The following is a 26,194-nucleotide window of genomic DNA, read 5'->3' as shown; positions in this document are numbered from 1 at the left end:
CAACATTAAATGTTGGCTTTGACGATATTTAAAAATAATCCAGACTTTAATTTCATTTATCGTTATATTAAAATGCAATACCTACTATAAATAAATACGTTAACTTTCCATGGAGTTGATATGGAATATTCAAAATTCAGGGACACCACAACAACAAAACTCGCTGAACAAATTGAAAAATGGACCCAAAATACTCATCAATTTACTACAGCAATCCCCGGGTTGAGGCTCAGTCGCTGGTTATCACCCACCTCGCCGACAAGTTATACGCACACGGCCAGTGTTTGCCTTATCGCACAAGGTAAAAAACGTGTACTACTGGGTGAAGACAGTTTTATTTATGATACAAACCATTTTCTCATTTCATCCATCGACCTTCCCATCATTGCGAATATAATGGACGCGACGGAAGAAAAACCTTACTTGGGCCTCATATTACAATTAGACTTACCGGAAATCTCACAATTAATTACCGAAAGTCGGTTACCCTTTGACCAAAATAAAGAAGCACAGAAAGGGATCGCAGTGGGTGAACTCTCGGGATCATTACGCGATGCCTTTGTTCGGCTGATGGGGCTACTCGACCACCCTGAAAGTATTAACATACTGGCTCCTTTGATTAAACGCGAAATTTTTTACCGTCTTCTCATGACAGAACAAGGGGCTCGCTTAAATCAATTCGTTACTGCTGGGAGTCATAGTCATCAAATATCAAAAGCGATTGACTGGCTAAAAGCCAATTTTATTAAGCCACTCAGCATCAGTGAACTTTCAACAGAAACGGGCATGAGTAAATCGGCTTTTTATACTCATTTTAGAGCGATGACGTCCATGACTCCCCTGCAGTTTCAAAAAAAACTTCGCTTAAGTGAAGCTCGTCGCTTAATGCTTACTGAAAATTTAGATGCCGTGACAACGACGTTTCTCGTGGGTTATGAAAGTCCATCTCAATTTAGTCGAGAGTACAGCCGTTTGTTTGGTGCACCGCCATCAAAAGATATTAAAATACTCAAAAATACAGAATTCGTCCAAAACTCCTCATGACAATGAACCGTCTAAGTAAAACGAGAAAATACTGCTGACCTCACCAAAATTCAAGATCCCACTTTATTAAAAAGATAATAGGGGATTTTTATCTTTTTATCCTCTCAGGTAACACCATCAACTCCTATTCTCCTTATTTTATTTTTGGAAAAATAGGCAATAATTGGCGAGGATCAGACATTTCTTTTCCTGTCTGAACACTCTAGTCTGGTTGTGTCTTCTTTGAATTCATCTAGCAGGTATAAAAAAGTGCGCGTTTGCACGCCATCGGGTCTGCGCACTTTACCTTGTAACAAGGATAATAAAATGCAATTCGATTTTACGTACTACAATCCAACGATTATCCACTTCGGTAAGAGTTCACTCACTCAATTAGATAACGAATTAACTCAATATGGTGAAACCGTGATGTTGGTATATGGTCGCAATGCGATCAAATCCAATGGCCTTTATGACGATATCATGAGCATTCTCGCCGCGGCAGGTAAAAAAGTCATCGAGCTATCCGGAGTAATGCCAAATCCCACTTACCAAAAAATGATGGAAGGCGCCCAACTCGTTCGTGAGCATGATGTCAGTCTTATTCTCGCTGTCGGCGGCGGCTCTGTGATCGATTGTGCCAAAGGTATCTCGGTCTCCGCCTATTGTGAAGGACAAGACCCATTTCAAAAATACTGGGTCGAATATCAGGATGTGGATAATAAAGTGGTTCCCGTCGCTTCAATTCTGACCATGGTAGGCACCGGCTCTGAAATGAATGGGGGTTCTGTGATCACGCATGAAGAGACAAAATATAAGGGCGGTCGCGTTTTTCCTGCCAGTGTTTATCCTAAATTTTCAATTTTAAATCCGGAATATACGTTTACCGTTTCTCAATATCAAATGCTCAGTGGCGTATTCGATACGCTGTCGCATTTAATGGAGCAGTATTTTTCCGACCAAGGTGTTAACACAAGTGATTATTTAATTGAGGGCTTACTGAAATCGTCTATCGATAACTTACGTGTAGCTCTGAAAAATCCGACAAATTATGAAGCCAGAAGTAATTTAATGTGGAACGCCACACTGGCACTGAATACGCTTACAGGCTTATCAAAGACCCAAGATTGGCAAGTGCACATGATTGAGCATCAACTAGGGGCTTACACTGACTGCGCGCACGGTATGGGATTAGCTGCCATATCATTGCCCTACTACCGCTTAATTTATAAATTTGGTATTGAGAAATTTGTCCGCTTCGCGACACAAATTTGGGGAATATCCACTGAAGGAAAAACTCAAGATCAAATCGCCCTTGAGGGTATTGATGCATTAGAAGCCTTCATTAAAGAGTGTGGTATCGTAACCTCGCTCAAAGCACTGGGCGCAACCCGAGAAATGCTGCCTAAAATTGCCGCCTCCACTATTATTCTGGGCAAAGGGTATCGAAAAATAACACCTGAAGAAATTCAAAATATTTTAGAAGATTGCTTCTGAATATAGCGACGTAAAAAATTTATCACGAAAAGGGGCTCACAATGAATACGCTATTGATAAAATTGAATTTATTTATGGCAGTACTATTTAGTAGCCCCTGTGGGTACTGCAAGCATTATTAGTGCACAAAAAAACAATTCTAGCGGGGACCTCTGTGCCTCAATTTGGTCCAAGACGTCTTTACGGGGGCAGTATAAATTAGTCCGCTCTTTTCTTGTTCACCTGATACGGTAATGATACATAGGGTATTCACCATACAAAATGATGAGGGTAATCATATGATTTGGATGAAAAAAGTTACGGATACACCCTATTAGGATTAAGCTCATCGAAATGAATAATAGGGAAATAATGTCTCGAAAAAATTTTTTTAATATCATTTTTTATGTTTCATTGGGCACAATATTGATGCCGATGACATTCATACAAGCTGCTAGATCATCTCAACACACAGAGGCGTTTACCATGAATCAAACACAACTGCTCACTCAACAGCAACAAGCTATTATTCCGATAGCCGCCTTTGCCGCCGTGGGTGATTTACATCATCTCAACAATGCGTTAAATCATGGACTGGATGTTGGCCTAACGATTAATGAAATTAAAGAAATTCTGACACAAGTTTATGCTTATGCTGGGTTTCCTCGCAGCATAAATGCTCTCGGTATTTTCATGTCAATATTGGAAGAACGTCAGCAAAAAGGTCTTAACGATAAGGAAGGTCCAGCACCCAGCGCGCCAATCCCAATGGGAAATGAATTATTATTACTCGGTACTGCCAACCAAACTAAATTAGCAGGAGAGCCCGTAAGTGGTAAATTATTTGATTTTGCACCCGCTATTGATAACTATTTAAAGACCCACCTATTCGGCGATATTTTTGCACGAGATAATTTAAGTTGGCAAGATCGTGAAATTGCCACAATAGCGATGTTGGCGGTGATTAATGGTGCAGAGCCCCAATTAAAAGCCCATATTAATATTGGTATGAATATAAAGCTCACTGAAAATCAATTACGCACCTTAATTGATGTATTAGCTAAACAAGTGAGTATCGAAAGTGCTGATCGTACTCAGGCTGCACTTTCACAAATTTTAAAAAAATAAGATGTCACTCACTATTGAATCATATATTCAAAGTTAAAATTAAGCTCAAGTAACAAAAGTCAGTTATCTGGTGATTAAACCGTCACAAAACCGATATCTCAATTTTTAGGTCTAAATACCATTGAGAAAAAATAGAACTGTTGCAAAGTTTGAGTGATTTATATGCTAAGTAAAATATGTTGTTACTGAGGCTCACTCACTACTTTATTTGCCACAGTGTCTGTTTATGGTTATAGGCGACGATACCCTAAACAGCAGCCTTGGTTAGATGCATTAACCTAAAAATTTTTTTTATTAGCCTCCCGTTATTATTGAAATAAGATAACGGAGGCGCTGAAAAATACGCTATTTTTGTTGTAATACCCATATTGCGGCTTCTACTCGAGATTTTAGATTTAGTTTTTTCAATAAGTGTTTTACATGTACCTTAACGGTGCTTTCAGTTATTTGTAATTTATTGGCAATCATCTTATTTGATAGCCCTTGAGAGATAAGATCTAAAATATCAGATTCTCTCGGTGTTAAGCCGGAAAGGTTATTATCATTGTTAGGTCGGCTATTTCTGAGCGATTCAGCCAGCACGGAAGTGAGAGCCGGGCTGACAACCATCTTGCCACTTGCTGCTTCTGTTAGTGCGGTAATTAATTTTTCAGGTTCCATGTCTTTTAATAAATAGCCATCGGCTCCTCTTTTTAATGCATTAATTAAATCTTCACTAAAATTAGATACAGTAAAAAGAATAATGCGACCAGAGAGTTCGAGCTTCCTAAGTTTATCAAGAGTTTCAAATCCATTCATCCCCGGCATATTCAAGTCGAGTAGAATAAGATCAGGGTCGTATTCTTCTGCAATCTTAATTCCGGTTGCACCATCATCCGCTTCCCCAATGACTCTAAGTGTTGGTTCTAAACTAATAAGCTGTTTTACACCATTTCTTAGCATGGGGTGATCGTCAATTAGCAAAATAGTTGATTGCTCGATGGCGATATCTTGAGTTTTCATTAATAAATAACTCCTGTGTATTAAGCGATGGCGAAGAGAAAATCGATGTATATTAATTACTCTGTTTCTATTGTTAATGGATTACGCATAATTAAATATGCCACCTCAGTACTACTCCTAAATATCTACCCCTTATTTAACGTGATACTTTAGAGACTAAATATCGTGATTAATTGTAATTTAATTTAATTTATTCAATGCATTACATGATATTACTCCTCGTACCTCTCTATGGGGTGGTAAGTGTTTTAGCGTAAAATTCAAATGAATGTCTCTTGATATAGATCAGCATCGTGGTCACTAAATAGTCACAAACTGCCCTGAGAACAATGATATTTATCGGGGTGATTTATGTCTCAACGAGATAATTTAAATATATCGACAGGGCAGTCAAATGGCGTTATTCAAGATTGGCGTCCTGAAGATCCACAATTTTGGCAACAATCAGGGCAGAAAATAGCAAGCCGTAATCTTTGGATTTCAGTTCCTTGTTTGTTATTAGCCTTCTGTGTATGGATGTTATTTAGTGCAGTAGCGGTTAATTTAAATAAAGTGGGATTTAATTTTACAACAGATCAATTATTTTTATTAACTGCACTTCCTTCCGTTTCAGGTGCATTATTACGTGTACCTTATTCTTTTGTTATTCCTATTTTCGGTGGTCGTCGTTGGACGGCAATAAGTACCGTCTTTCTGATTATTCCTTGTATATGGTTGGGTTATGCAATTCAAGACTCAACAACGTCTTATCAAATATTCGTTATTATTTCTTTACTATGTGGTTTTGCTGGGGCGAACTTCGCATCAAGCATGGCCAATATTAGCTTTTTCTTCCCTAAAGCCCGCCAAGGTGGCGCTCTCGGCTTAAATGGTGGCCTCGGTAATTTAGGGGTGAGCGTGATGCAATTAGTCGCTCCATTTATTGTTGGCGTCGGTGTATTCACCTTTATGGGGGGAACAGGTTCGGTTCAGCCTGATGGTTCGACGTTATGGTTGGAAAATGCCGCTTGGATTTGGGTACCCTTTTTGCTGTTCTTCACTGTGATGGCTTGGTTTGGTATGAATGACCTTGCCGCTAATAAAGCCTCTCTTCGCGCTCAGCTACCTGTCCTAAAACGTGGACATCTGTGGATTTTAAGCTTTTTGTATCTTGCCACTTTTGGCTCCTTTATCGGATTCTCCGCTGGGTTTGCGATGTTATCAAAAACGCAATTTCCCGATGTCATTATTTTAAAGTTTGCCTTCTTCGGACCGTTACTTGGGGCTTTAGCTCGCCCTGCCGGTGGCATGTTATCTGACCGCTTTGGTGGTGTGAAAGTGACTGTCTTGAACTTTATTGTGATGACTGTTTTTTCTGGTCTGCTGTTTTTTACTTTACCTGAGCAAGGACAAGGTGGCTCATTTATCGCATTTTACGGTGTATTCATGGTGCTGTTTTTAACAGCGGGATTAGGTAGTGGTTCAACGTTCCAAATGATAGCCGTGGTATTTCGTAAATTGACCATAGACAAAGCGTTGTCAGAAGGGGTTTCTGAACAAGATGCACAGAAAAGAGCCGTGACAGAAAGTGCCGCTGCGTTAGGTTTTATCTCGGCCATTGGTGCCATTGGTGGCTTCTTTATTCCAAAAGCATTTGGGACATCCTTAACACTGACAGGGTCGCCCGCGGATGCAATGAAAGTTTTCTTTGTGTTCTATATCTCTTGTGTGTTTATCACGTGGCTGGTGTACGGACGTAAACACAAATAATAACAACCAATAAAGATACATTTTAAGCAATGTACGGCGCCAGTCGCCGTCTCTTTGGAGGCAATCCGAATGAGCAAGTTTCTAGACAGATTTCGTTATTTTAAGCAGCTCGGTGACACATTCTCAGGGGATCACGGCCAAGAACTTGACGTGAACCGTGATTGGGAAGATGGTTATCGTAGTCGTTGGCAGCACGATAAAGTTGTGCGCTCAACCCACGGTGTGAACTGTACAGGCTCATGTAGCTGGAAAATTTATGTCAAAAATGGCTTAGTGACATGGGAAACGCAGCAAACTGACTACCCACGTACCCGCCCTGATTTACCAGACCATGAACCAAGAGGTTGTCCTCGTGGTGCGAGCTATTCATGGTATCTCTATAGCGCGAATCGGGTGAAATACCCAATGATGCGTAAGCGCTTACTCAAGTTGTGGCGTGATGCAAAAGCGGAACATCAAGATCCGGTTTCAGCATGGCTTTCGATTATTAGCGACCCACAAAAAGCACAAAGCTACAAGCAAGCCCGTGGTCGTGGTGGTTTTGTGCGTTCTAGCTGGCAAGAAATCAATGAGCTAATTGCAGCGGCTAACGTTGCGACCATCAAAGAATTTGGTCCAGACCGTATCGTTGGCTTTTCGCCTATTCCCGCAATGTCGATGGTTTCTTATGCCTCTGGTGCACGCTATTTATCGTTGATTGGCGGTGCTTGTCTGAGCTTCTATGATTGGTATTGTGACTTACCACCGGCATCGCCGATGACATGGGGTGAGCAGACTGACGTACCTGAATCCGCGGATTGGTATAACTCGTCTTACATTATCGCATGGGGTTCAAACGTTCCACAGACACGTACACCTGATGCGCATTTCTTTACCGAAGTTCGTTATAAAGGGACCAAAACGGTTGCTGTTACCCCTGATTATGCAGAAATCGCTAAGCTTTGTGATCACTGGTTAAATCCAAAACAAGGCACCGATAGCGCGATGGCGATGGCGATGGGACATGTGATCCTCAATGAATTCCACGTTAAGCGTGAAGCTGAATATTTCCGTGAATATATCCGCACTTACACCGATATGCCGATGTTGGTGATGTTGGATAAACGGGAAGACGGTTCTTATGTTGCAGGTCGTATGCTACGTGCCGCTGATTTAAATGATTCACTCGGTGAAGAGAAAAATGCCGAGTGGAAAACAGTCGCAATTGATGAAGAAACAGGTAACTTGTGTGCGCCACAAGGTTCAATGGGCTTCCGTTGGGATGCAAGTCAAAAATGGAATTTAGAGCCGCGTGCGGGTCTTGATGCCCACGAAATTAAAATGCAGTTGAGCCTTGCCAATAATCACGATGAATTTGTTGAAGTTGGCTTCCCGTATTTTGGTGGCTTAGAAAGTGAACATTTTCAGAGCGTTGAATTAAAAGATATTTTACTGCACAAATTACCCGCTAAACGTATCCAATTAGCCGATGGTAGTGAAACATTAATCACGAGCGTGTATGACTTAATGTTAGCTAACTATGGTATTGATCGCGGCTTTGGTGATGAAAACTGTGCGGTTGATTACGATGATATGAAAGCTTATTCACCTGCTTGGGCTGAAAAAGTCACTGGCGTCAGTCGTCAAAATATCATTCGTATTGCCCGTGAATTTGCCGATACCGCAGAGAAAACCCATGGTCGTTCAATGGTGATTGTGGGGGCAGGGATTAACCACTGGTATCATATGGATATGACTTACCGTGCCATTATCAACATGCTGATTTTCTGTGGTTGTGTTGGGCAAAGTGGTGGTGGCTGGTCGCATTACGTAGGACAAGAAAAACTGCGTCCACAAACCGGATGGTCGCCACTCGCCTTTGCACTTGACTGGCAACGTCCACCACGTCATATGAACAGTACTTCATTTTTCTATAACCATTCAAGCCAATGGCGCTATGAAACGGTGAGTACTGAGGAATTATTGTCGCCGCTGGCGGACAAAAAAGCCTTTACCGGTAGCCTTGTTGATCTGAATGTACGGGCAGAGCGTATGGGTTGGTTACCTTCTGCACCACAGTTAAATGTGAACCCGCTTAATATTGCTAAGCAAGCCGAAAGTGAAGGTATGTCACCAGTTGATTATACCGTTAAGCAATTGAAAGAAGGTAATATTCGCTTTGCAGCAGAACAGCCTGATAGCCCACAAAATTTCCCTCGTAACTTATTTATTTGGCGTTCGAATTTATTAGGCTCTGCGGGTAAAGGTCATGAGTATTTACTGAAATATTTGCTGGGAACTGAAAACGGTATTCAAGGCACCGATTTAGGTCAGCAGGGTGGTGTAAAACCAGAGGAAGTTGAATGGGCAAACAAGGCTGCGGAAGGAAAAGTGGATTTAGTCGTCACGCTCGACTTTAGAATGTCCAGTACTTGCCTGTTTTCTGATGTGATTTTACCGACCGCTACATGGTATGAAAAAGATGATATGAATACCTCGGATATGCATCCATTTATTCATCCATTGTCTGCCGCAGTTGATCCTGCTTGGGAATCCAAAAGCGACTGGGAAATTTATAAAGGGATCGCCAAAGCCTTTTCTGAAGTCAGCGTTGGGCATTTGGGTAAAGAAACTGATGTAGTGACATTACCGATCCAACACGATAGCGCCGCGGAAATGGCACAGCCTTTTGATGTGCGCGATTGGAAAAAAGGCCAATGTGAGTTAATACCGGGTAAAACTGCACCGCATATTATTTGTGTAGAACGTGACTACCCTGCGACTTACGCACGTTTTACTTCGCTTGGACCACTTATGGACAAGCTGGGGAATGGTGGTAAAGGGATCAATTGGAATACGCAGGATGAAATCGACTTCCTGAAAAAATTGAATAAAACCCAACCAAGTGGCGCGAATGAAGGGCGACCAAAAATTGAAACGGCGATCGATGCCGCCGAAGTTATTTTAACACTCGCGCCTGAAACCAATGGTCAAGTGGCCGTTAAAGCTTGGGATGCGTTAGGGAAAATTACCGGACGCGATCATACTCACCTTGCCCGTAATAAAGAAGACGAAAAAATTCGTTTTCGCGACATCGTGGCTCAGCCGCGCAAAATTATCTCAAGCCCAACATGGTCTGGATTAGAAGATGAACATGTTTCTTATAACGCCTGCTACACCAACGTTCATGAGATGATCCCTTGGCGTACCTTGAGTGGACGTCAGCAGCTGTACCAAGATCATGAATGGATGAGAGCCTTTGGGGAGAGTTTAGTGGTCTATCGCCCGCCGATCGATACCCGAGCGGCGCAACCCCTAATGGGTAAGAAACCGAATGGTTTCCCTGAGAAAGCGCTGAACTTCTTAACACCGCACCAAAAATGGGGTATCCACTCAACTTATAGCGATAACTTGTTGATGTTAACTCTTGGACGCGGTGGACCTGTGGTCTGGTTAAGTGAAGAGGATGCGCGTCAATTAGGTGTTGAAGACAATGATTGGATTGAGGCATTTAACAGCAACGGTGCGTTAACGGCAAAAGCGATTGTGAGTCAGCGTATCCCTGATGGGATGATCATGATGTATCACGCACAAGAACGATTGATCAATCTACCAGGCTCAGAAATTACTGCCCAGCGAGGCGGGATCCACAACTCAGTCACGCGAGTTTGCCCTAAACCCACTCATATGATTGGTGGCTATGCCCATTTGGCATACAGCTTCAACTACTACGGCACTGTCGGCTCGAATCGCGATGAATTTGTGGTAGTACGCAAAATGAAACAGGTGGATTGGCTTGATGGTGAGCAAGATGCCTATCAGCAGACCCTGAGCGGAAAGGAGAAAGCATAATGAAAATTCGTTCTCAAGTCGGCATGGTGTTAAATCTCGATAAATGCATTGGCTGCCATACCTGCTCGGTCACCTGTAAAAATGTGTGGACCAGCCGCGAAGGGGTTGAATATGCTTGGTTTAATAACGTTGAAACTAAACCGGGTATTGGTTATCCCCATAATTGGGAAGACCAAGAAAAATGGAAAGGCGGTTGGATCCGTAATATTAAAGGTAAGTTAGTTCCTCGTATGGGGAATAAAGTTGGGGTGCTATCAAAAATTTTTGCTAACCCTGACGTGCCTGCCTTAGATGATTATTATGAGCCTTTTGATTATGACTATAGTCACCTGAAAAATGCGAAAGAAGGTAAGCATGTTCCGACAGCTCGCCCACGTTCGCTGATCACCGGTCAGCGCATGAGCAATGTCAACATGGGGCCTAACTGGGAAGATGATTTAGGCGGCGAATTTAGCAAACGTAGCGCAGACAAAAACTTCGAGCACATCCAAAAAGAGATGTACGGGCAATTTGAAAATACATTCATGATGTATTTGCCGCGTCTTTGTGAGCACTGTTTAAATCCTGCTTGTGTAGCAACTTGCCCAAGTGGTGCAATTTATAAACGTTCAGAAGATGGCATCGTGCTTATCGACCAAGATAAATGTCGTGGTTGGCGTATGTGCTTAACCGGCTGCCCGTATAAAAAAATCTACTTTAACTGGAAAAGTGGTAAATCAGAAAAATGTATTTTCTGTTATCCACGCATAGAGTCTGGCATGCCAACTGTCTGCTCTGAGACCTGTGTTGGGCGCATTCGTTACTTAGGTGTATTGCTGTATGACGCGGATAAGATAGAGTCAGCGGCGAGTGTCGAAAAAGAAACCGACTTGTATCAAAGCCAGCTCGATGTCTTCCTTGACCCACATGATCCTAAAGTCATTGAAGAAGCACAAAAACAAGGTATTCCGTTGAGCGTTATCGATGCTGCACAAAAATCACCGGTCTATAAAATGGCGATGGAATGGAAATTAGCTCTGCCGTTGCACCCTGAATATCGTACCTTGCCAATGGTATGGTATGTGCCACCTTTGTCACCGATTCAGTCTGTTGCGGATGCGGGTATGCTAGCCAATAGCGGTGTATTACCGGATGTTGAGAGCTTGCGTATTCCGGTGAAATACCTTGCAAATCTCTTAACCGCAGGGGATACCGAACCGGTTTTATTGGCATTAAAACGGATGCTGGCGATGCGTCATTATAAACGCGCAGAAACAGTTGAAAACCAGTGTGATACCAGCGCACTAGAGCAAGTTGGGTTAACCGAAGCACAAGCGCAAGAGATGTATCGTTATTTAGCGATTGCTAATTATGAAGACCGCTTTGTGATCCCATCGAGCCATCGAGAATTAGCACGTGAAGCTTTCCCAGAGGCAAAAGCGTGTGGGTTCAGTTTTGGTGATGGTTGCCACGGTAGTGATACGAAAACCAATCTTTTCAATAGCCGTCGTATTGATGCCATCGACGTGACACCAAAAACATCACAGGAGAAGACATTATGATGTCATTGAAAGTGATTTCACGCCTGCTAGATTACCCTTCAGAGGAGCTTTGGCAGCACCGAGATGAATTGATTGAAGCACTTGAGCAAGCAGATAAATTACCGCTCACCCGTGCCGTCCAACTGATGATGTTTGTACGCGAATATTTAGATGAAGACCTGCTTGATATGCAAGCACAGTATTGCGAGTTATTTGACAGAGGGCGGGCCACGTCGTTATTGCTATTTGAACATGTGCACGGTGAATCCCGTGACCGAGGTCAAGCAATGGTCGATTTGATGGCGCAATATCAGCAGCAAGGGCTACAAATTGACTGTCGTGAATTGCCAGATCATTTGCCTATTTATTTGGAATATTTGACGGCGCTTTCCCCTGAACTGACTCAGGAAGGTTTAAGCGATATTGCACCCATTTTAGCGTTATTAGGTGAACGACTAAAACAGCGCCAAAGCCGTTTTTCGATGCTGTTTGAATTGTTACTTGAACTGGCAGATACATCAATCGAAACCAGCCAGCTTAGTGGCAAAGTTGCCGCGGAAGTGCGTGACGATACACCGCAAGCGCTGGATGCAGTTTGGGAAGAGGAACAAGTGAAATTCTTTGCGGATGAAAAAACGTGTGGCAGTGAGGTTTCTGCTCATCAACAACGTTTTGCGAATGCCGTAGTTCCTCAGTATTTGAACCTTGATGCGGGCTATCAGGCAGGAGTTCAAAAATGAATTTTATCAATCAGTTCTTCTTTGATATTTATCCTTATATCGCAGGAACGGTATTTATTGTCGGTAGTTGGTTGCGTTATGACTATGGGCAATACACTTGGCGAGCAGGTTCCAGCCAGATGTTGGATAAAACAAATATGCGCTTAGCATCGAACTTATTTCATATTGGGATTATCGGTGTATTTGCGGGGCATTTTTTAGGTATGTTAACGCCCCATTGGATGTATGAATCATTTTTGCCAATGCATGTTAAACAGCTAATGGCGATGATTGGTGGGGGGATCTGCGGGTTAATGGTGCTCGTTGGTGGTGCGATGTTGCTTAAGCGCCGGTTGACTAACCCTCGAGTCAGAGCCACATCCTCATTTGGCGATATCCTAATTTTAACTTTACTCGTGGTACAGGTGTGCTTAGGTTTACTGACGATCCCATTCTCTGCGCAGCATATGGATGGTAGTGAGATGTTGAAGCTAGTGGGATGGGCGCAATCTGTTGTCACCTTCCAATGGGGGGCATCACATTACCTTGAAGGTGTTGGTATTGTCTTTAAGTTGCACTTGGTTTTGGGCATGACGCTATTTTTAATATTCCCATTCTGCCGTTTAGTGCACATCTGGAGTGCACCGATAGAGTACCTTACTCGTCGGTATCAATTGGTGAGAAATCGCCACTAAAGTTAGGCATCACAAGGATGTGAAGCCAGTACATTGCTCTTATGTAACTTGTTCTTGTGTAAACAACAAATATTGCTATTTAGCACCCCATTTGCAAACCAAATGGGGTTTTTTGTGTTTAGAGTAGTCGTTGGTTTACGTTATCTAGGCAAAAAAGGATATTCAAGAAAATATTGTTTCCATATTCTTGTGATCTAATTCATAACAATTTGTGCAAATGCACAATTAAATCAACAATATTATTGAAAAAACTAGTCATGATAACAATGCCTAAATTATCGACTAAAGATATAATTTTAAAAATGAGATCAGACCTGTAATAACTTGGTTGATTAAATTAATTAGGCGGTGAATATAATGTCGATTAAAATTGTATTTCTTGATTATGATACTTTTCCTGATGGAATTAAAATTAAAAAAATAAAACAAGACTATGAACTTATTTTCTATAATAGGACGACATCGGAAGAAATAATTGAGCGAGTAAAAGATGCGGATGTTATTATTACAAATAAAGTTAAAGTAAGTAAAGAGGTTGTTAGTTCTGCAAAGAAATTGAAATTTATTTCAGTTGCTGCAACAGGTACGGATGTTATAGATATAAAAGCATGTAATGATAATAATATAGCAGTATCCAATATTAGAAATTATGCAATCAACACAGTTCCTGAACATACATTTTCGCTAATACTTGCTTTAAGACGTAATTTAATTTGCTATTCCCAATCGGTAGAGAATGGTCGTTGGCAAGAAGCGAATCAATTTTGTTATTTTGATTATCCCATTAATAATTTATCTGGTTCTACATTGGGTATTATTGGTGATGGTGTACTGGGAAAGGCAGTTGCAGATATAGCCAAGGCATTCGGAATGAAAGTATTGTTTTCAACATATAAAGGCACGAATAACATGGGACCTTTATATACACCATTTGAAGATGTAATTATACAAAGTGATATTATCTCGATACATTGCCCATTATTAAACTCTACTAAAAATTTAATTAATTATGATGAGTTTTCTAAAATGAAACCTTCTAGTATTTTAATAAATACAGCTAGAGGTGGAATTGTTAATGAAGAAGCATTATATGATGCATTAATAAATAAAAAAATACAGGGTGCAGGATTTGACGTTTGTACTGAAGAACCACCAATTGCAAATAGTCATATAATGAAACTAACAAAATTACCTAATTTTATTTTAACGCCACATATATCGTGGGCAAGCTTTGAATCAATACAATTACTGTCAGATATGATGATGGATAATATTGACGCTTTTTTATCTGGTAGCCCTCAAAATTTAGTTAATTAATTCACTCCTTGATACAAAGAGGTAATAGATATGTTTTTAGGAAAAGAAATTCGTTTAAAAAGATTACTTAATAAAAAATCGGGTCGTTTATTAGCTATTACAATGGACCATCCTATTACTCGTGGTGTATTACCTGGTATCGGTGATATTCGGTCAGTAATGAAAGAGGTTGTTGCGGGTGAACCCGATGCAATCACTATGCATAAAGGAATTATTGAAAAAGTTTTTCCACCCTATGCTTCATCTGATATTTCAATCATTATGAAAGCAACTAGTTATTCTATCCCTTATCACGAAGCTTATGATACCCCGGTAGCTGATGTAGAGGAGGCCATTCGCCTAGGCGCTGATGCGATTTCTGTTGGTTGTATCATGGGGGGGCCTGAACAAGCTAAACAATTGACATTCCTTGGGCAAATGTCCAAGGCGGCTACATCTGCTGGATTACCACTTGTTGCGCATATTTATCCGAAAGGCCCCATGATTGAAGATAGCTTTGATGCAAAAAATTTAGCGTACTGTGTGCGAGCAGGCGCTGAGCTTGGTGTTGATATTATTAAAACACTTTGGTCTGGTTCTCCTGAAACATTTAAAGAAGTTGTTGATAGTTGTCCTGCAATGGTTGCCTTAGCAGGTGGAGATATGGGAAGCGATCTTATTAGCTTTCTCACCAACACCCGAAAAGCCCTTGATATTGGCGTAGGTGGTGTCACATACGGTCGTTTTGTTTGGCAGCACGAGAACCCAACTGCAGTTATCAAGGCGTTGAATGCTCTGATTAATGATGATTATTCAGTTGACCAAGCAATTGCTGTTTACAAGCAAGCTGGTGGTCGATAAATCAAAAAATCACAGAGAGCATACATGGGAGGAAAAATGAAAGCAGCAGTATTATATGCCCCTAATGAATTGAAAGTAGCTGAAATTAAGTACCCACAGTTAGGTAAAGGGGATGTGATTATTCGAATTAAAGCTGCGGCTATTTGTGGTACTGATGGCCGGATTGTATCGGGAAGGAAAACTAAAGGGGTACGCTACCCATCAGTTATTGGTCATGAATTCTCGGGTGAGATTGTTGAGGTAGGAGAGAACGTTAGTGAGTTTCATCTCGGTGATGCTATTGCGGTTGACCCTGTTATACCATGTCGCTCTTGCGTGTATTGTCGCATAGGTAAAGAGAATGTTTGTCTGAATCGTCAGGCAATTGGCTATGAATTTGATGGTGCATTTGCTGAATATGTGCGTATTCCTGAAATTGCTTTGTCAGCTGGCAATGTATTTAAAATGCCTAAAGGAATGTCTTATGAAGCTGCAGCGCTTGCTGAGCCGTTAGCATGTTGTATTAATGGGCAGAAGAATGTAGGAATTGAACTCGGTGATACTGTTGTGGTTATCGGCGCTGGGCCAATTGGATTAATGCATATCTTGCTTGCTCGCTTTTCTGGCGCAACCAATATTATTGTTAGTGAGTTGAATGAACAACGACGAAAAGCTGCAATAGATTGTGGTGCGACTCATACAGTTAATAGCCAGCAAGAAAATTTATTAGATACGGTTAAAGGTGTAACCGGTGGCGTCGGTGCGGATGTTGTCATCGTTGCTATTGGGATCCCTCAATTAGTGAACCCCGCATTAGAGTTAGCACGTAAAGGCGGCCGAGTTAACTTATTTGCAGGCTTCTCTAAAGATGATATGGCCCAAATCGATGTCAATATCATTCACTATAACGAGTTAATTGTAACGGGCGCTAGTGCATTAAGTCGAGAAGGATATAAACAAGCATTATCATTAATTTCATCAGGTTTAATCGATATCGAAAAATTGATTACTCATCGATTTTCACTTGATCAGATAAATGAAGCAATGGTATCCGCCCAAAAAGGTGACGCAATAAAAATTATCATATATAACAACTAAGTAAGTGTTGGAGGCAATATGAAAGATAGTGTCTATTTGGGAATTGATGCCGGTAGCAGCAGTGTGAAAGTATGCGCTTTTAATTTTCATGGAGAATTATTGGCTAAATCATCACGTGACACCAATATTATTTCCAAATCGCTCAAACATCATGAAATTGAATTAAATGATTTTTGGGTGAAGACGGCAGATGCAATTAAAGAGGTTACTGAGCAAGTTGATAATATTGTTTCTGTTAGTTTTTCAGTTGCTTGCCCAACGCTAGTTTTACTTGATAAAGAAAATCAGCCCGTCATGAATGGGATCACCTATCTTGATGGGCGTTCAGAAGAATTTATCCAACAAACGCTAGGGGATGACATTATTAAGGTTAGGTCGCTTTCTTGCAATAGCCCAAGCCCGTCGGCGTGCTGGGTTGGTACACTTGCTTTTTTACAAGAAAAACAGCCTGAATTAATGCGAAAAACCAATAAAGTTGTACTGCTTAATGGATATTTATCGTTGAAGTTGGGGAGTCAAAAAGCAGCTATTGATCCAACGCAAGCTTCTTATTCGGGTGCTGTAGCCTTAGCGCGTTCTCCTAAATGGTCAACGGAATTACTAAAGTATTGGAAGTTTAATCATGAAATTTTATCGCCAATCTACCAATGCACGTCAGTAGTCGGTCAAGTCAGTAAAGAAGCGGCGAAAAAAACAGGATTAAAAGAAAGCACACCAATTATATTAGGCTCAGCAGATACGGCTGCAGCAGCATTTGCGGTAGGTTTGCTTGATCCTGAGACGGCTTTTGAGTCGACAGGGACATCAGGCGTAATTACCTTTTGTCTTGAAGAACCTAATTTTGATCACCGTTTTATGAATCGATATCATATTGTCCCTAATCAATGGTTAGCTCATGGTGCAATGTCAACAACGGGAGGGACATTCCACTGGTTGAATCAATCGGTCTGGCCAGAAATTAATAATCATGAACAATTAGAAAAATTTTCAAAATCGTCAACACCAGGCGCAAATGGATTGATTTATTTACCTTATCTTGCGGGGGAACGAAGTCCAATTTGGGATGTTAATGCCGCCGGTGCATGGATTGGATTGCGATTAAATCATACAAGAAACGATATGGTTAGAGCTGCATTTGAAGGAACAGCATATGGTTTAAAGCAAATATTGAATATCGCAAATGAAAAATGGGGGGTAATTCTTGATGAGTTATTAAGTGTAGGAGGCGGATCCCGAAATACACTTTGGACGCAAATAAAAGCAGATATACTTCAGGTTGAGTATAATATTTCACAGACCTCAGATGCTGCTGCATTTGGTGCAGCAATGGTTGGTGCTACGGGTGCAGGTTATTTTTGTGGTATTAATGACCCAGATTTACCTATTATTAGAACTGAAGATATTGCATTTAAACCAAATAAAGATAAAAAAATACAAGATATTTATAATAAGCATTTTAATATTTATGATGGGTTATATCCTTTATTGAAGGAAACTATGCATAGCCTAACAAATAAATAATTAAAATTTAATTAAATAATTTAAAAGACAGACAATTCTTGGTGCTAATTAATCTAAATTAGTAAGGATTGTTATATCCCTAAAATAGAGAGTAATAAAGAGTGTATTAAATAACAAGCTGCTCTGGAGCGAAAAATAATGATAAATTCAAATCCGATAAAGCCTAAGACAAATTATCGTTGGGTTGTTCTTGCCCTGATTTTTGTTGTCTATGCTGTTAATTACGCAGATAGAAGTAATATAGGTGCTGTATTACCATTTATTACAGATGAATTTAAACTCACAAACCTTGAAGCGGGTTCTCTTGCAAGTATGTTTTTCCTCGGTTATGCGCTTTGTCAGATACCCGCAGGCTTTTGGATGGCAAAACGTGGGATCCGAGGAATGGTGTCTCTCTCAATTCTTGGCTTTTCAGCTATGACATGGTTTATTGGCCTTGCACAATCTGCATTTGCAATCAAATGGTTACGTTTAGGATTAGGGATTGCAGAGGCGCCGACACCCGTTGGATTAACATCAACAATTAACAATTGGTTCCCCGCAAAAGAAAAAGCAACTGCAACAGGTGTCTATATAGCATCAACTATGTTTGCACCCATTATTGTTCCTCCATTAGTGGTTTGGATTGCATTAACTTATGGGTGGCGTTGGGTTTTTATTCTTTTTGCTATTCCTGGTATTTTCTTAGCTATAATTTGGTACTTATTTGTTAAGTCTAAACCTGAAGAAAGTCGCTTTGTTTCTCAAAGTGAACTTGATTATATTAGAGCAGATAATTCAGATGAAGCTGATAAAAAAGTCGAAGGAAATATTGTTCAATCAGAAAAATTTAATACTCTTGATAAATTAATTAGAGTAAAAGAAGTTACACCATTAAGCTCTGCATCACAAATATTTAAATCTAAAAACATTTGGTGTAACTCTATCGCTTATTTCATGATGGTTAGTATTCTATATGGAATTCTAACTTGGATCCCCTCTTACCTTGTAAATGAGAAAGGCTTTTCATTTATGAAAATGGGATTTGTTGCAGCGATGCCATTTATTGGCGGTTTTATTGGTTCAATATCTGGTGGTTGGATTTCAGATAAAATATTTGGTCGTCGTCGTAAACCGACGATGTTATTCACTGCAGTAGCAACCGTTGTCATGATGCTTATCATGCTGAATATTCCTGAAAGTACCACAGCTGTTGCGGTAGCATTATTTTCAGTAGGCTTATTTTTAAATATTGGCTGGCCGGCATTCACCGCATACCCAATGGGTATTGCAAATAACAAAAATTACCCAATAGCAATCTCAGTCGTCAATAGTGGTGGAAATTTAGGTGGGTTTGTTTCACCAATGATGGCTGGATTATTATTAGATATGACTGGAAAGTTTGATTCGGTATTCCTCTATTTTGGTATTTGTGCAGTGATTGGCTTAGTTATGATCTTATTACTTGATGAACCTAAATAATTAAAACGAAGTATCAGGTGAGCAAATTGCTCACCTGAATATAAATAATATGATGATTAAAATTTGAAAGGATCGCTTTTATGAAAATAGTCATTGCACCTGACTCATTTAAAGAGAGTTTATCTGCACTGCAAGTTGCAACTATTATTGAAAAAGGATTCAAAGAGGTCTTTCCAGAAGCTATTTATATCAAGTGTCCAATTGCCGATGGTGGTGAGGGGACAGTTGTGACTATGATAGAGGCTACAAATGGTGAAATACATCATATTGATGTAATAGGGCCACTGGGAGTTCCAGTGAAAGCATTTTTTGGCTTATCAAATAACAAAAAACAAGGGTTTATAGAAATGGCTGCAGCGAGTGGACTTGAACTTGTTCCTCCAGCTTTAAGAAACCCATTATTGACGACATCTTACGGGACTGGTGAATTAATAACAGCCTGTTTAGATATTGGTGTTGAGCATATTATTATTGGTATAGGTGGAAGTGCAACAAATGATGGGGGAGCAGGGATGCTACAGGCGCTAGGAGCGAAATTGCTTGATATCGATGGACAACAAATCAAACTTGGAGGAAGTGGACTAGCTGATTTATTCAATATTGACGTTAATGAAATGGATCCTCGATTAACTCATTGCCAATTTAGTATAGCCTGTGATGTTTCAAACCCGTTAATTGGTGAGAACGGAGCCTCGGTTATATTTGGACCACAAAAAGGTGCAACAGCAGACCATATCAAAGAATTAGATCGTAATTTAGAGCATTTTGCAGATACGATTAAACGTGATTTAGGTGTTGATGTACATTATATACCAGGAGCGGGAGCTGCAGGTGGAATGGGCGCGGCTTTACTCGCTTTTCTTAAAGCCGAACTTAGACCAGGCTTTGATATTATTGCCAATACGCTTAATCTTGAATTAAAAATGAAAGGGGCTGACTTAGTTATTACTGGAGAAGGGCGATTAGATAATCAAAGCTTAAATGGCAAAGTGCCAATTGGTGTAGCGCAACTCGCGAAAAAACAAAAAATTCCAGTCATTGCTATTGCTGGTAGCCTTGGAGATGATCTTGATCATCTTCAGCAATATGGTATCGACTCGGTATTTAGTATTCTACATAAGGTAAGTTCACTTGCGGAAGCGTTAAGTGGAGCAGAGAACAATTTATATAATTGTTCTAAAAATGTAGCTTATACGCTGAAATTGAATTTATTTAAGTTAGGTGGTGATATTTAATCAAATATTTAATTTTAATTCTCCTATTTATATTTGAATTTATTTTTCTTGATTTTTTTTGGAATTATTTAATACTGGAATGCCTAAATTATAAAAATATAAAGCATAATTAAAATTTATGTTTACGTAATTTTTCTTTCTATTTAGTACCTAACGGAAATAGAGGTTAAAGTATGTATGATTATTGTCTTACGACCAAATTAGCTCAAGAAATTGTTGATAGAACAATGAAGATAATTGAGTGCAACGTGAATGTTATGGATGAAAATGGCTGTATAATAGGCAGTGGGGATAGTAATCGGTTAAATGAATTCCATGAAGGCGCCTTACTGGCAATTAAGCAAAAAAGAACCGTAATCATCGATGAAGCGACAGCAAATAATTTACATGGTGTAAAACCTGGTGTGAATTTACCATTATATTTTAATAATAAAATAGTTGGTGTTATTGGCCTGACCGGAGAACCTAAAGAAATAAAACAATTTGGCGAATTAGTTTCAATGACTGCTGTTATGATGCTTGAGCAAGCTCAGCTTTATACTCATTTAAATTTAAATGATAGGTTTAGAGAGGAGATTATTCTTGCTTATATCGAGAATGGGGCTATACCTGAAAATATTTCAGAATGGTCAAGGAAATTAAATATAGATATTTCTATACCAAGGGTTGCCATTATTATTGATATTGACAGCGGGCAGCTAGGTGTTAACAGTGCCTTTAATGAGTTGCAGGAAATAAAAAAGCTTATTGAATATAATAATGATAAAAATTTAGTTGCAATCCAATCTCTTACGAAAATAATTTATTTATGTCCTGCATTAAACCAATTTAATCGTTGGGATACAGAGGAGCATAAAAAAAGAATCATTAAACTAGAAGCAGATATACAGCGTTTGTTTTTTTTAAAAACAAAAATTGCGTTAGGCAATTTTTTCTCTGAAGCATCTGATGATTCAATTAAAAAATCTTATGAGACTGCAAAGATAACGATGCAAGTAGGAAAGGCAAAAAAAGCTAAATTAAATATTTATTGCTATCAAGATATGATCCTACCTGTTCTTCTTTATGGTTTGAATTTTAAATGGTCATCAGAAGAATTATTAAAACCATTAAATAAACTTCAATATGAAGACTCTAATGGTTTATTAGTAAAAACGTTGACTGTTTGGTTCAAAAATAACCTTTTCGCGAATGAAACGGCTAAAGAGCTATTTATTCATCGAAACACACTAGATTATCGTTTAAAACGAATATCTGAAGTAACTAGGTTAAATTTATCTGAAATAGATAGTAAGGTTTTACTCTATATTGCCTTACAGCTAAATGTTTAAATAAAAATAGAATAATTAATATTCTATTTTTATTATTTGTAAGTATTTTTAATGATACGGACTAAATATTCATTGGCGCTAGCAATGTATATAACTGCTTAAATGATTGATATTTACGTTCATATTCAATGTGTTTTTTGATATCAGGTACATGGCTGATTTCAAGTTTGGGTTGAGCTAAAATAACGTGATCCGAATGTATTGGATTAATAGCCAGTTGTGCCAGCCTTGCTGCACCAAGGGCAGGACCGACATCACCACCTTGGCGATATTCGAGGGTTTTACCTGTAATATCAGCTAATAACTGTCGCCAGTATGGGCTTCTTGCTCCGCCACCAATTAACGTAATATTATCGGCGACTTGTCCCGCATTCTCCGCAACTTCAATCCCTTGGCGTAATGCAAAACTCACACCTTCAAGAACAGCTTGGCACAGATCTGCGCGCTGGTGTTCGTTGGTTAATCCCCAAAAAACGCCTTTTGCCTTTGGGTTATTATGGGGAGTGCGTTCGCCGGATAAATAAGGTAAAAACAACAAGGGACTATTTGTGAGTGGGTGATTTTCTATTTCATCAAACATCGCGCTGACGTTTTCAATACCCGTTAAACGACATACCCAATCAAGACAAGATGCGGCACTTAGCATCACTGACATCAAGTGCCATGTGTCAGGTAAAGCATGGCAAAAACTGTGAACGGCATTGTCGGAGTTATGCAGGAATTTTTCGCTAACAACGAAATAGACGCCAGAAGTGCCAAGGGAAAGCATTCCTTGTCCGGGGCGATATACGCCAACGCCAATTGCACCTGCTGCATTATCTCCACCACCTGCAACTAATGGAACTTGTGACATATTCCATTTTTTGGCGATCTCAGGTCGTAGATATCCGGTTATTTGATTGCCTTCAAAAAGTGTTGGCATTTGTCGGCGAGAAAGGCCTGTCGCTGCTAAAAGTTCGTCACTCCAATCGCGTTTTTGTATATCCAGCCATAAAGTGCCTGCGGAGTCAGACATATCACTGGCAAAGTTACCGCTCATTTTCCAACGTAGAAAATCTTTTGGTAGTAGCACATGGGCGATACGCTTGAAAATTTCAGCTTCATTTTCTGCGATCCATTGGATTTTAGGGGCAGTAAAGCCGGGCATCAGTAAATTACCGGTGATTGATTTAAATTGAGGGTAGCTTTTCTCGAGGTTTTTACATTGCTGAAAACTGCGGCCATCGTTCCATAATATGGCAGGGCGTAATACATTTTGATGGTCATCGAGTAAAACCGCACCATGCATTTGGCCGCTTAAGCCAATGCCTTGTATTTTCTCCATTGAATAAGTTTGGCTAAGATGCGTTACCGCTTGGTCGGTGGCTGACCACCATTCATCGGGGCTTTGTTCTGACCATTGAAGATGAGGGCGCGATATTGCCAAAGAGACAGAGTGGCTAGCAACGACATCACCTTGCTCGTCCATAATAATGGCTTTAACGCTGGATGTGCCTAAATCAATTCCTAAATACATGATGACGACGCCTCATAAGGGTCTATCCCGTTATTTTTCACGTTGCAGGGATGTTGGTTACCTACAACGTGAATTATTTTGGGTATGGTTAACTGAACTAGCCAAAAATATAGCGATTAACCAAGCTCTCTAACATTTCTTGGCGGCCGCTTTGCAGTGTTGGAGACAAAGTCTGGGTTTGTGCGTATTTGGCAACCTCTTCTAAGCTTAATTTGCCTTGTAAGATATGTTGACCAAATTCACCACTCCAACCGGCGTAGCGCTGGGCCGTAAATTTATCGAGCCCGCCATCTTGGATCATTTTAGCGGCGATACGTAACGCCATCGCCATGGTGTCCATACCGGAAATGTGACCATAGAAAAGGTCGTATTTATCGGTGCTTTGACGGCGAATTTTTGAATCAAAGTTAAGGCCGCCAGTCGTAAGGCCACCTGATTTGAGGATTTCATACATGACTAATGTATTTTCTTCAACACTGTTAGGGAATTGGTCAGTATCCCAACCTAATTGCGGATCTCCACGGTTAGCGTCGACAGAGCCTAAAATACCGAGTGCAATGGCAGTGGCAATTTCGTGGTGGAAGCTGTGTCCTGCCAATGTGGCGTGGTTAGCTTCAATGTTAACTTTGATTTCTTTTTCGAGACCAAATTGTTTTAAGAAACCATAAACAGTTGCCGTGTCGTAGTCATATTGATGTTTAGTCGGTTCTTGAGGTTTTGGCTCAATCAATAGTGTGCCTTGGAAGCCAATTTTGTGTTTATGCTCAACCACCATTTGCATAAAACGACCGATTTGTTCTCTTTCTTGGCGTAAATCGGTATTTAACAGTGTTTCATAACCTTCACGTCCTCCCCAAAGAACATAGTTTTCACCTTCAAGGGTTTTAGTGGCTTTCATGGCTTCACAAACTTGGGTTGCCGCCCAAGCAAACACTTCAGGATCTGGGTTAGTTGCTGCGCCAGCACCATAACGAGGATGAGTGAAACAGTTAGCGGTGCCCCATAATAGTTTGACGTTCGTTTCTTGCTGCTTTTGTGCTAAAACATCCGTCATTGCCGAAATATTGTAGATATATTCGTTGATATTGCTGCCTTCAGAAACAACATCAACATCATGGAAGCAGTAAAAAGGCACATTTAATTTATGAAAAAATTCAAAGGCAACATCGGCTTTTTGTTTTGCTTGTTCTAGAGCGCTATTTGGTTTTTGCCATGGATGGTTAAAGGTTCCTGAACCAAACATATCAGCGCCATTCCAACAAAAATTATGCCAGTAGCAGGCGGCAAACCGCAGGTGATCTTCCATGCGCTTACCTAAAATAACTTCATCGGGATTATAATAGCGAAAAGCTAAAGGATTATCGCTGGTAGTACCTTCATATTGAATTTGTTCAATTTTATCGAAGTAAGACATGAAAACCGTCCTTATTTAGTTTCAAGTTGTAATTCTGAGTGTGATTCTGAGTGTGCTTCGAGCTCGGCGGTCATCTCTTCTTGTTCCTCAGGTGTTAATCTGGCAATACCAATACCGGTGAAGCCCCATAGCATGGCAAAGAAGATGCCACTCCAACATAGAACCGCCCACGGTAAATAGCTTAAAGTGGCGACACCTAAGGTACCGGCCATGTATGCACCCGCCGCAGTCCAAGGTAAGATAGGTTCGAAAATTGTGGCGGAGTCTTCTACGGTACGAGCAAGGGTTTTTGGGTGTAAGCCACGTTCAATATAAGCACCGCGTAGCATTTCAATTGGGATCAATATTGAAATTTGTCCGTTACAGGTCACACCAATCATGGTTAAGCCGCATACAATCGTGGCGACAATCATTGAGCCGGTGGAGTGCACCATTTTTAATAGCGCGTGGACAATCACTTCTAAAGCACCACTTAACGATAAGGTTCCAGCAAAAGAGAGTGCGCAGAAGCAGATAAGCAAGGTGCTCATCATTGAGTTCATGCCCCCTCTATTCAGTAAATTACTTAATAAATCAGGTACCTCTTTATTTTGGATCATTGAAACATTGAAGCCATCTACCGCACTTTTAACGATGTCATGTAAACCAAAATTTTGAATGAAATAAGCATTTGCCATTGCGATAGCGGCGGAAGCTAACATGATTGGAATAGTGGGTTTCTTGGTAATAGAACCATATAAAATCACAATGACTGGGATCAGAAGGATAAGATTAAAGTTGTAGACGTTCTCAAGGGCATTGGTGATTAATGTCACTTTTTCTGGGACACCTTGGGCGGCTAAATCACCATTCATGCCATAAACAGTCATCACGATTGCGGTAATAATAAGGGAAGGTAAGGTGGTATAAAGTAAATGCCAAATATGCTGATAGAGATCAACCTGAGCCGCCATTGCTGCAAGGTTAGTATCACCAGACAGCGGCGATAGTTTGTCACCGAAATAAGCACCCGCAACCACAGCACCTGCTGTGGCAGCAAGGTTAGCATCCATACCAACTGCAACACCCATAAATGCGACGCCGATAGTACCGGCAGATCCCCAAGAGGTACCGGTACAGACGGAAACCAGTGATGTAACAAGTAGGGCGGTGACATATAGCATGGTTGGGCTGATCATTTTTAGCCCATAACTGATCATTAAAGGGATTGTCCCGCCAATCATCCATGTACCGATAAGCAAACCAACGCTGATCAATATCAACAGAGCTGGCATGGTTTTAGCAATTTTCTGAGATATCGCCGTGAGTATTTCATCATATTGATAACCCAGTCGTTTAA

The 26,194-nt window shown here is 40.3% G+C and carries 19 protein-coding genes; 15 read left to right on the top strand and 4 right to left on the bottom strand.

From position 1 onward, the window contains the following. Positions 1–120 precede the first annotated feature (120 nt). The 3 genes from M998_RS08520 to M998_RS08510 all read left to right on the top strand — a co-directional run bounded on the left by M998_RS08520 (position 121) and on the right by M998_RS08510 (position 3,627). Positions 121–1,044, top strand: coding sequence for an AraC family transcriptional regulator (locus tag M998_RS08520; RefSeq protein ID WP_068440078.1), 924 nt, complete (start codon positions 121–123; stop codon positions 1,042–1,044). Positions 1,045–1,350: 306 nt separating this feature from the next. Further along, positions 1,351–2,520: an iron-containing alcohol dehydrogenase gene (locus M998_RS08515; RefSeq protein WP_068908434.1), complete on the top strand. Its 1,170-nt coding sequence runs from the start codon at positions 1,351–1,353 to the stop codon at positions 2,518–2,520. 465 nt (positions 2,521–2,985) lie between these two features. Further along, a complete protein-coding gene (locus M998_RS08510) occupies positions 2,986–3,627 on the top strand; it encodes a carboxymuconolactone decarboxylase family protein (protein ID WP_068441627.1) in 642 nt (213 codons plus the stop codon). A gap of 345 nt (positions 3,628–3,972) precedes the next feature. On the opposite strand, the gene narL is transcribed toward M998_RS08510, so the two are convergent. Continuing rightward, complete coding sequence (gene narL, locus M998_RS08505; protein ID WP_068908431.1) at positions 3,973–4,629, bottom strand: two-component system response regulator NarL; 657 nt, start codon at positions 4,627–4,629, stop codon at positions 3,973–3,975. A 351-nt stretch (positions 4,630–4,980) separates the two neighbouring features. Between narL and M998_RS08500 the strand changes: the two genes are divergently transcribed. The 12 genes from M998_RS08500 to M998_RS08445 all read left to right on the top strand — a co-directional run bounded on the left by M998_RS08500 (position 4,981) and on the right by M998_RS08445 (position 21,925). Further along, positions 4,981–6,378 (top strand): NarK family nitrate/nitrite MFS transporter, encoded by a 1,398-nt coding sequence (locus M998_RS08500; protein ID WP_068440087.1) that lies wholly within the window; start codon positions 4,981–4,983, stop codon positions 6,376–6,378. A 69-nt stretch (positions 6,379–6,447) separates the two neighbouring features. Then, complete coding sequence (locus tag M998_RS08495) at positions 6,448–10,209, top strand: nitrate reductase subunit alpha (RefSeq protein WP_068440091.1); 3,762 nt, start codon at positions 6,448–6,450, stop codon at positions 10,207–10,209. Then, complete coding sequence (gene narH / locus M998_RS08490; protein ID WP_068908429.1) at positions 10,209–11,750, top strand: nitrate reductase subunit beta; 1,542 nt, start codon at positions 10,209–10,211, stop codon at positions 11,748–11,750. Before M998_RS08495 ends, narH begins: the two co-directional genes overlap by 1 nt. After that, a complete protein-coding gene (narJ, locus tag M998_RS08485) occupies positions 11,747–12,469 on the top strand; it encodes a nitrate reductase molybdenum cofactor assembly chaperone (RefSeq protein WP_068908427.1) in 723 nt (240 codons plus the stop codon). Before narH ends, narJ begins: the two co-directional genes overlap by 4 nt. Beyond that, positions 12,466–13,143 (top strand): respiratory nitrate reductase subunit gamma, encoded by a 678-nt coding sequence (gene narI / locus M998_RS08480; RefSeq protein ID WP_068440101.1) that lies wholly within the window; start codon positions 12,466–12,468, stop codon positions 13,141–13,143. Before narJ ends, narI begins: the two co-directional genes overlap by 4 nt. A gap of 357 nt (positions 13,144–13,500) precedes the next feature. Beyond that, complete coding sequence (locus M998_RS08475; RefSeq protein WP_068908425.1) at positions 13,501–14,460, top strand: D-2-hydroxyacid dehydrogenase; 960 nt, start codon at positions 13,501–13,503, stop codon at positions 14,458–14,460. 30 nt (positions 14,461–14,490) lie between these two features. Beyond that, positions 14,491–15,300, top strand: a complete 810-nt coding sequence (locus tag M998_RS08470) for a class I fructose-bisphosphate aldolase (RefSeq protein WP_068908423.1) — start codon at positions 14,491–14,493, stop codon at positions 15,298–15,300. A 36-nt stretch (positions 15,301–15,336) separates the two neighbouring features. After that, positions 15,337–16,377: a zinc-dependent dehydrogenase gene (locus tag M998_RS08465; RefSeq protein ID WP_068441630.1), complete on the top strand. Its 1,041-nt coding sequence runs from the start codon at positions 15,337–15,339 to the stop codon at positions 16,375–16,377. Between the two features lie 18 nt (positions 16,378–16,395). Then, positions 16,396–17,898, top strand: a complete 1,503-nt coding sequence (locus tag M998_RS08460; protein WP_068908421.1) for a xylulokinase — start codon at positions 16,396–16,398, stop codon at positions 17,896–17,898. A 138-nt stretch (positions 17,899–18,036) separates the two neighbouring features. Beyond that, positions 18,037–19,359, top strand: coding sequence for an MFS transporter (locus M998_RS08455; RefSeq protein WP_068440110.1), 1,323 nt, complete (start codon positions 18,037–18,039; stop codon positions 19,357–19,359). Positions 19,360–19,439: 80 nt separating this feature from the next. Then, a complete protein-coding gene (locus M998_RS08450; protein WP_068440113.1) occupies positions 19,440–20,594 on the top strand; it encodes a glycerate kinase in 1,155 nt (384 codons plus the stop codon). 173 nt (positions 20,595–20,767) lie between these two features. Continuing rightward, entirely contained in the window at positions 20,768–21,925 is a 1,158-nt protein-coding gene (locus M998_RS08445; protein ID WP_068440117.1) for a sugar diacid recognition domain-containing protein, read from the top strand. Positions 21,926–21,986: 61 nt separating this feature from the next. On the opposite strand, the gene xylB is transcribed toward M998_RS08445, so the two are convergent. From xylB to nhaC, 3 genes are all read right to left on the bottom strand, one after another. After that, positions 21,987–23,441 carry a xylulokinase gene (gene xylB, locus M998_RS08440; protein WP_068440119.1) on the bottom strand — a complete coding sequence of 485 codons (1,455 nt, stop codon included), beginning with the start codon at positions 23,439–23,441 and terminating at the stop codon, positions 21,987–21,989. A 97-nt stretch (positions 23,442–23,538) separates the two neighbouring features. Then, complete coding sequence (gene xylA, locus M998_RS08435; RefSeq protein WP_068440122.1) at positions 23,539–24,855, bottom strand: xylose isomerase; 1,317 nt, start codon at positions 24,853–24,855, stop codon at positions 23,539–23,541. Positions 24,856–24,866: 11 nt separating this feature from the next. Then, a partial coding sequence (gene nhaC / locus M998_RS08430; RefSeq protein WP_068908419.1) for a Na+/H+ antiporter NhaC occupies positions 24,867–26,194 on the bottom strand: 1,328 nt, incomplete at its 5' end.

The sequence above is a fragment of the Providencia heimbachae ATCC 35613 genome (genome assembly GCF_001655055.1).
In the GTDB taxonomy this organism is placed as follows: domain Bacteria; phylum Pseudomonadota; class Gammaproteobacteria; order Enterobacterales; family Enterobacteriaceae; genus Providencia; species Providencia heimbachae.
Note: the sequence above shows the minus strand (reverse complement) of the source record. Positions and strands in the feature narration are given on the sequence as shown.

Bases quoted from the DNA above. Each gene is read 5' to 3' on its own strand.
- M998_RS08460 (WP_068908421.1), top strand. From the start codon at position 16,396: ATGAAAGATAGTGTCTATTTGGGAATTGATGCCGGTAGCAGCAGTGTG.
- M998_RS08500 (WP_068440087.1), top strand. From the start codon at position 4,981: ATGTCTCAACGAGATAATTTAAATATATCGACAGGGCAGTCAAATGGC.
- narH (WP_068908429.1), top strand. From the start codon at position 10,209: ATGAAAATTCGTTCTCAAGTCGGCATGGTGTTAAATCTCGATAAATGC.
- xylB (WP_068440119.1), bottom strand. From the start codon at position 23,441: ATGTATTTAGGAATTGATTTAGGCACATCCAGCGTTAAAGCCATTATT.
- M998_RS08510 (WP_068441627.1), top strand. From the start codon at position 2,986: ATGAATCAAACACAACTGCTCACTCAACAGCAACAAGCTATTATTCCG.
- narI (WP_068440101.1), top strand. From the start codon at position 12,466: ATGAATTTTATCAATCAGTTCTTCTTTGATATTTATCCTTATATCGCA.
- M998_RS08515 (WP_068908434.1), top strand. From the start codon at position 1,351: ATGCAATTCGATTTTACGTACTACAATCCAACGATTATCCACTTCGGT.
- xylA (WP_068440122.1), bottom strand. From the start codon at position 24,855: ATGTCTTACTTCGATAAAATTGAACAAATTCAATATGAAGGTACTACC.
- narL (WP_068908431.1), bottom strand. From the start codon at position 4,629: ATGAAAACTCAAGATATCGCCATCGAGCAATCAACTATTTTGCTAATT.
- narJ (WP_068908427.1), top strand. From the start codon at position 11,747: ATGATGTCATTGAAAGTGATTTCACGCCTGCTAGATTACCCTTCAGAG.
- M998_RS08455 (WP_068440110.1), top strand. From the start codon at position 18,037: ATGATAAATTCAAATCCGATAAAGCCTAAGACAAATTATCGTTGGGTT.
- M998_RS08495 (WP_068440091.1), top strand. From the start codon at position 6,448: ATGAGCAAGTTTCTAGACAGATTTCGTTATTTTAAGCAGCTCGGTGAC.
- M998_RS08475 (WP_068908425.1), top strand. From the start codon at position 13,501: ATGTCGATTAAAATTGTATTTCTTGATTATGATACTTTTCCTGATGGA.
- M998_RS08470 (WP_068908423.1), top strand. From the start codon at position 14,491: ATGTTTTTAGGAAAAGAAATTCGTTTAAAAAGATTACTTAATAAAAAA.
- M998_RS08450 (WP_068440113.1), top strand. From the start codon at position 19,440: ATGAAAATAGTCATTGCACCTGACTCATTTAAAGAGAGTTTATCTGCA.
- M998_RS08445 (WP_068440117.1), top strand. From the start codon at position 20,768: ATGTATGATTATTGTCTTACGACCAAATTAGCTCAAGAAATTGTTGAT.
- M998_RS08520 (WP_068440078.1), top strand. From the start codon at position 121: ATGGAATATTCAAAATTCAGGGACACCACAACAACAAAACTCGCTGAA.
- M998_RS08465 (WP_068441630.1), top strand. From the start codon at position 15,337: ATGAAAGCAGCAGTATTATATGCCCCTAATGAATTGAAAGTAGCTGAA.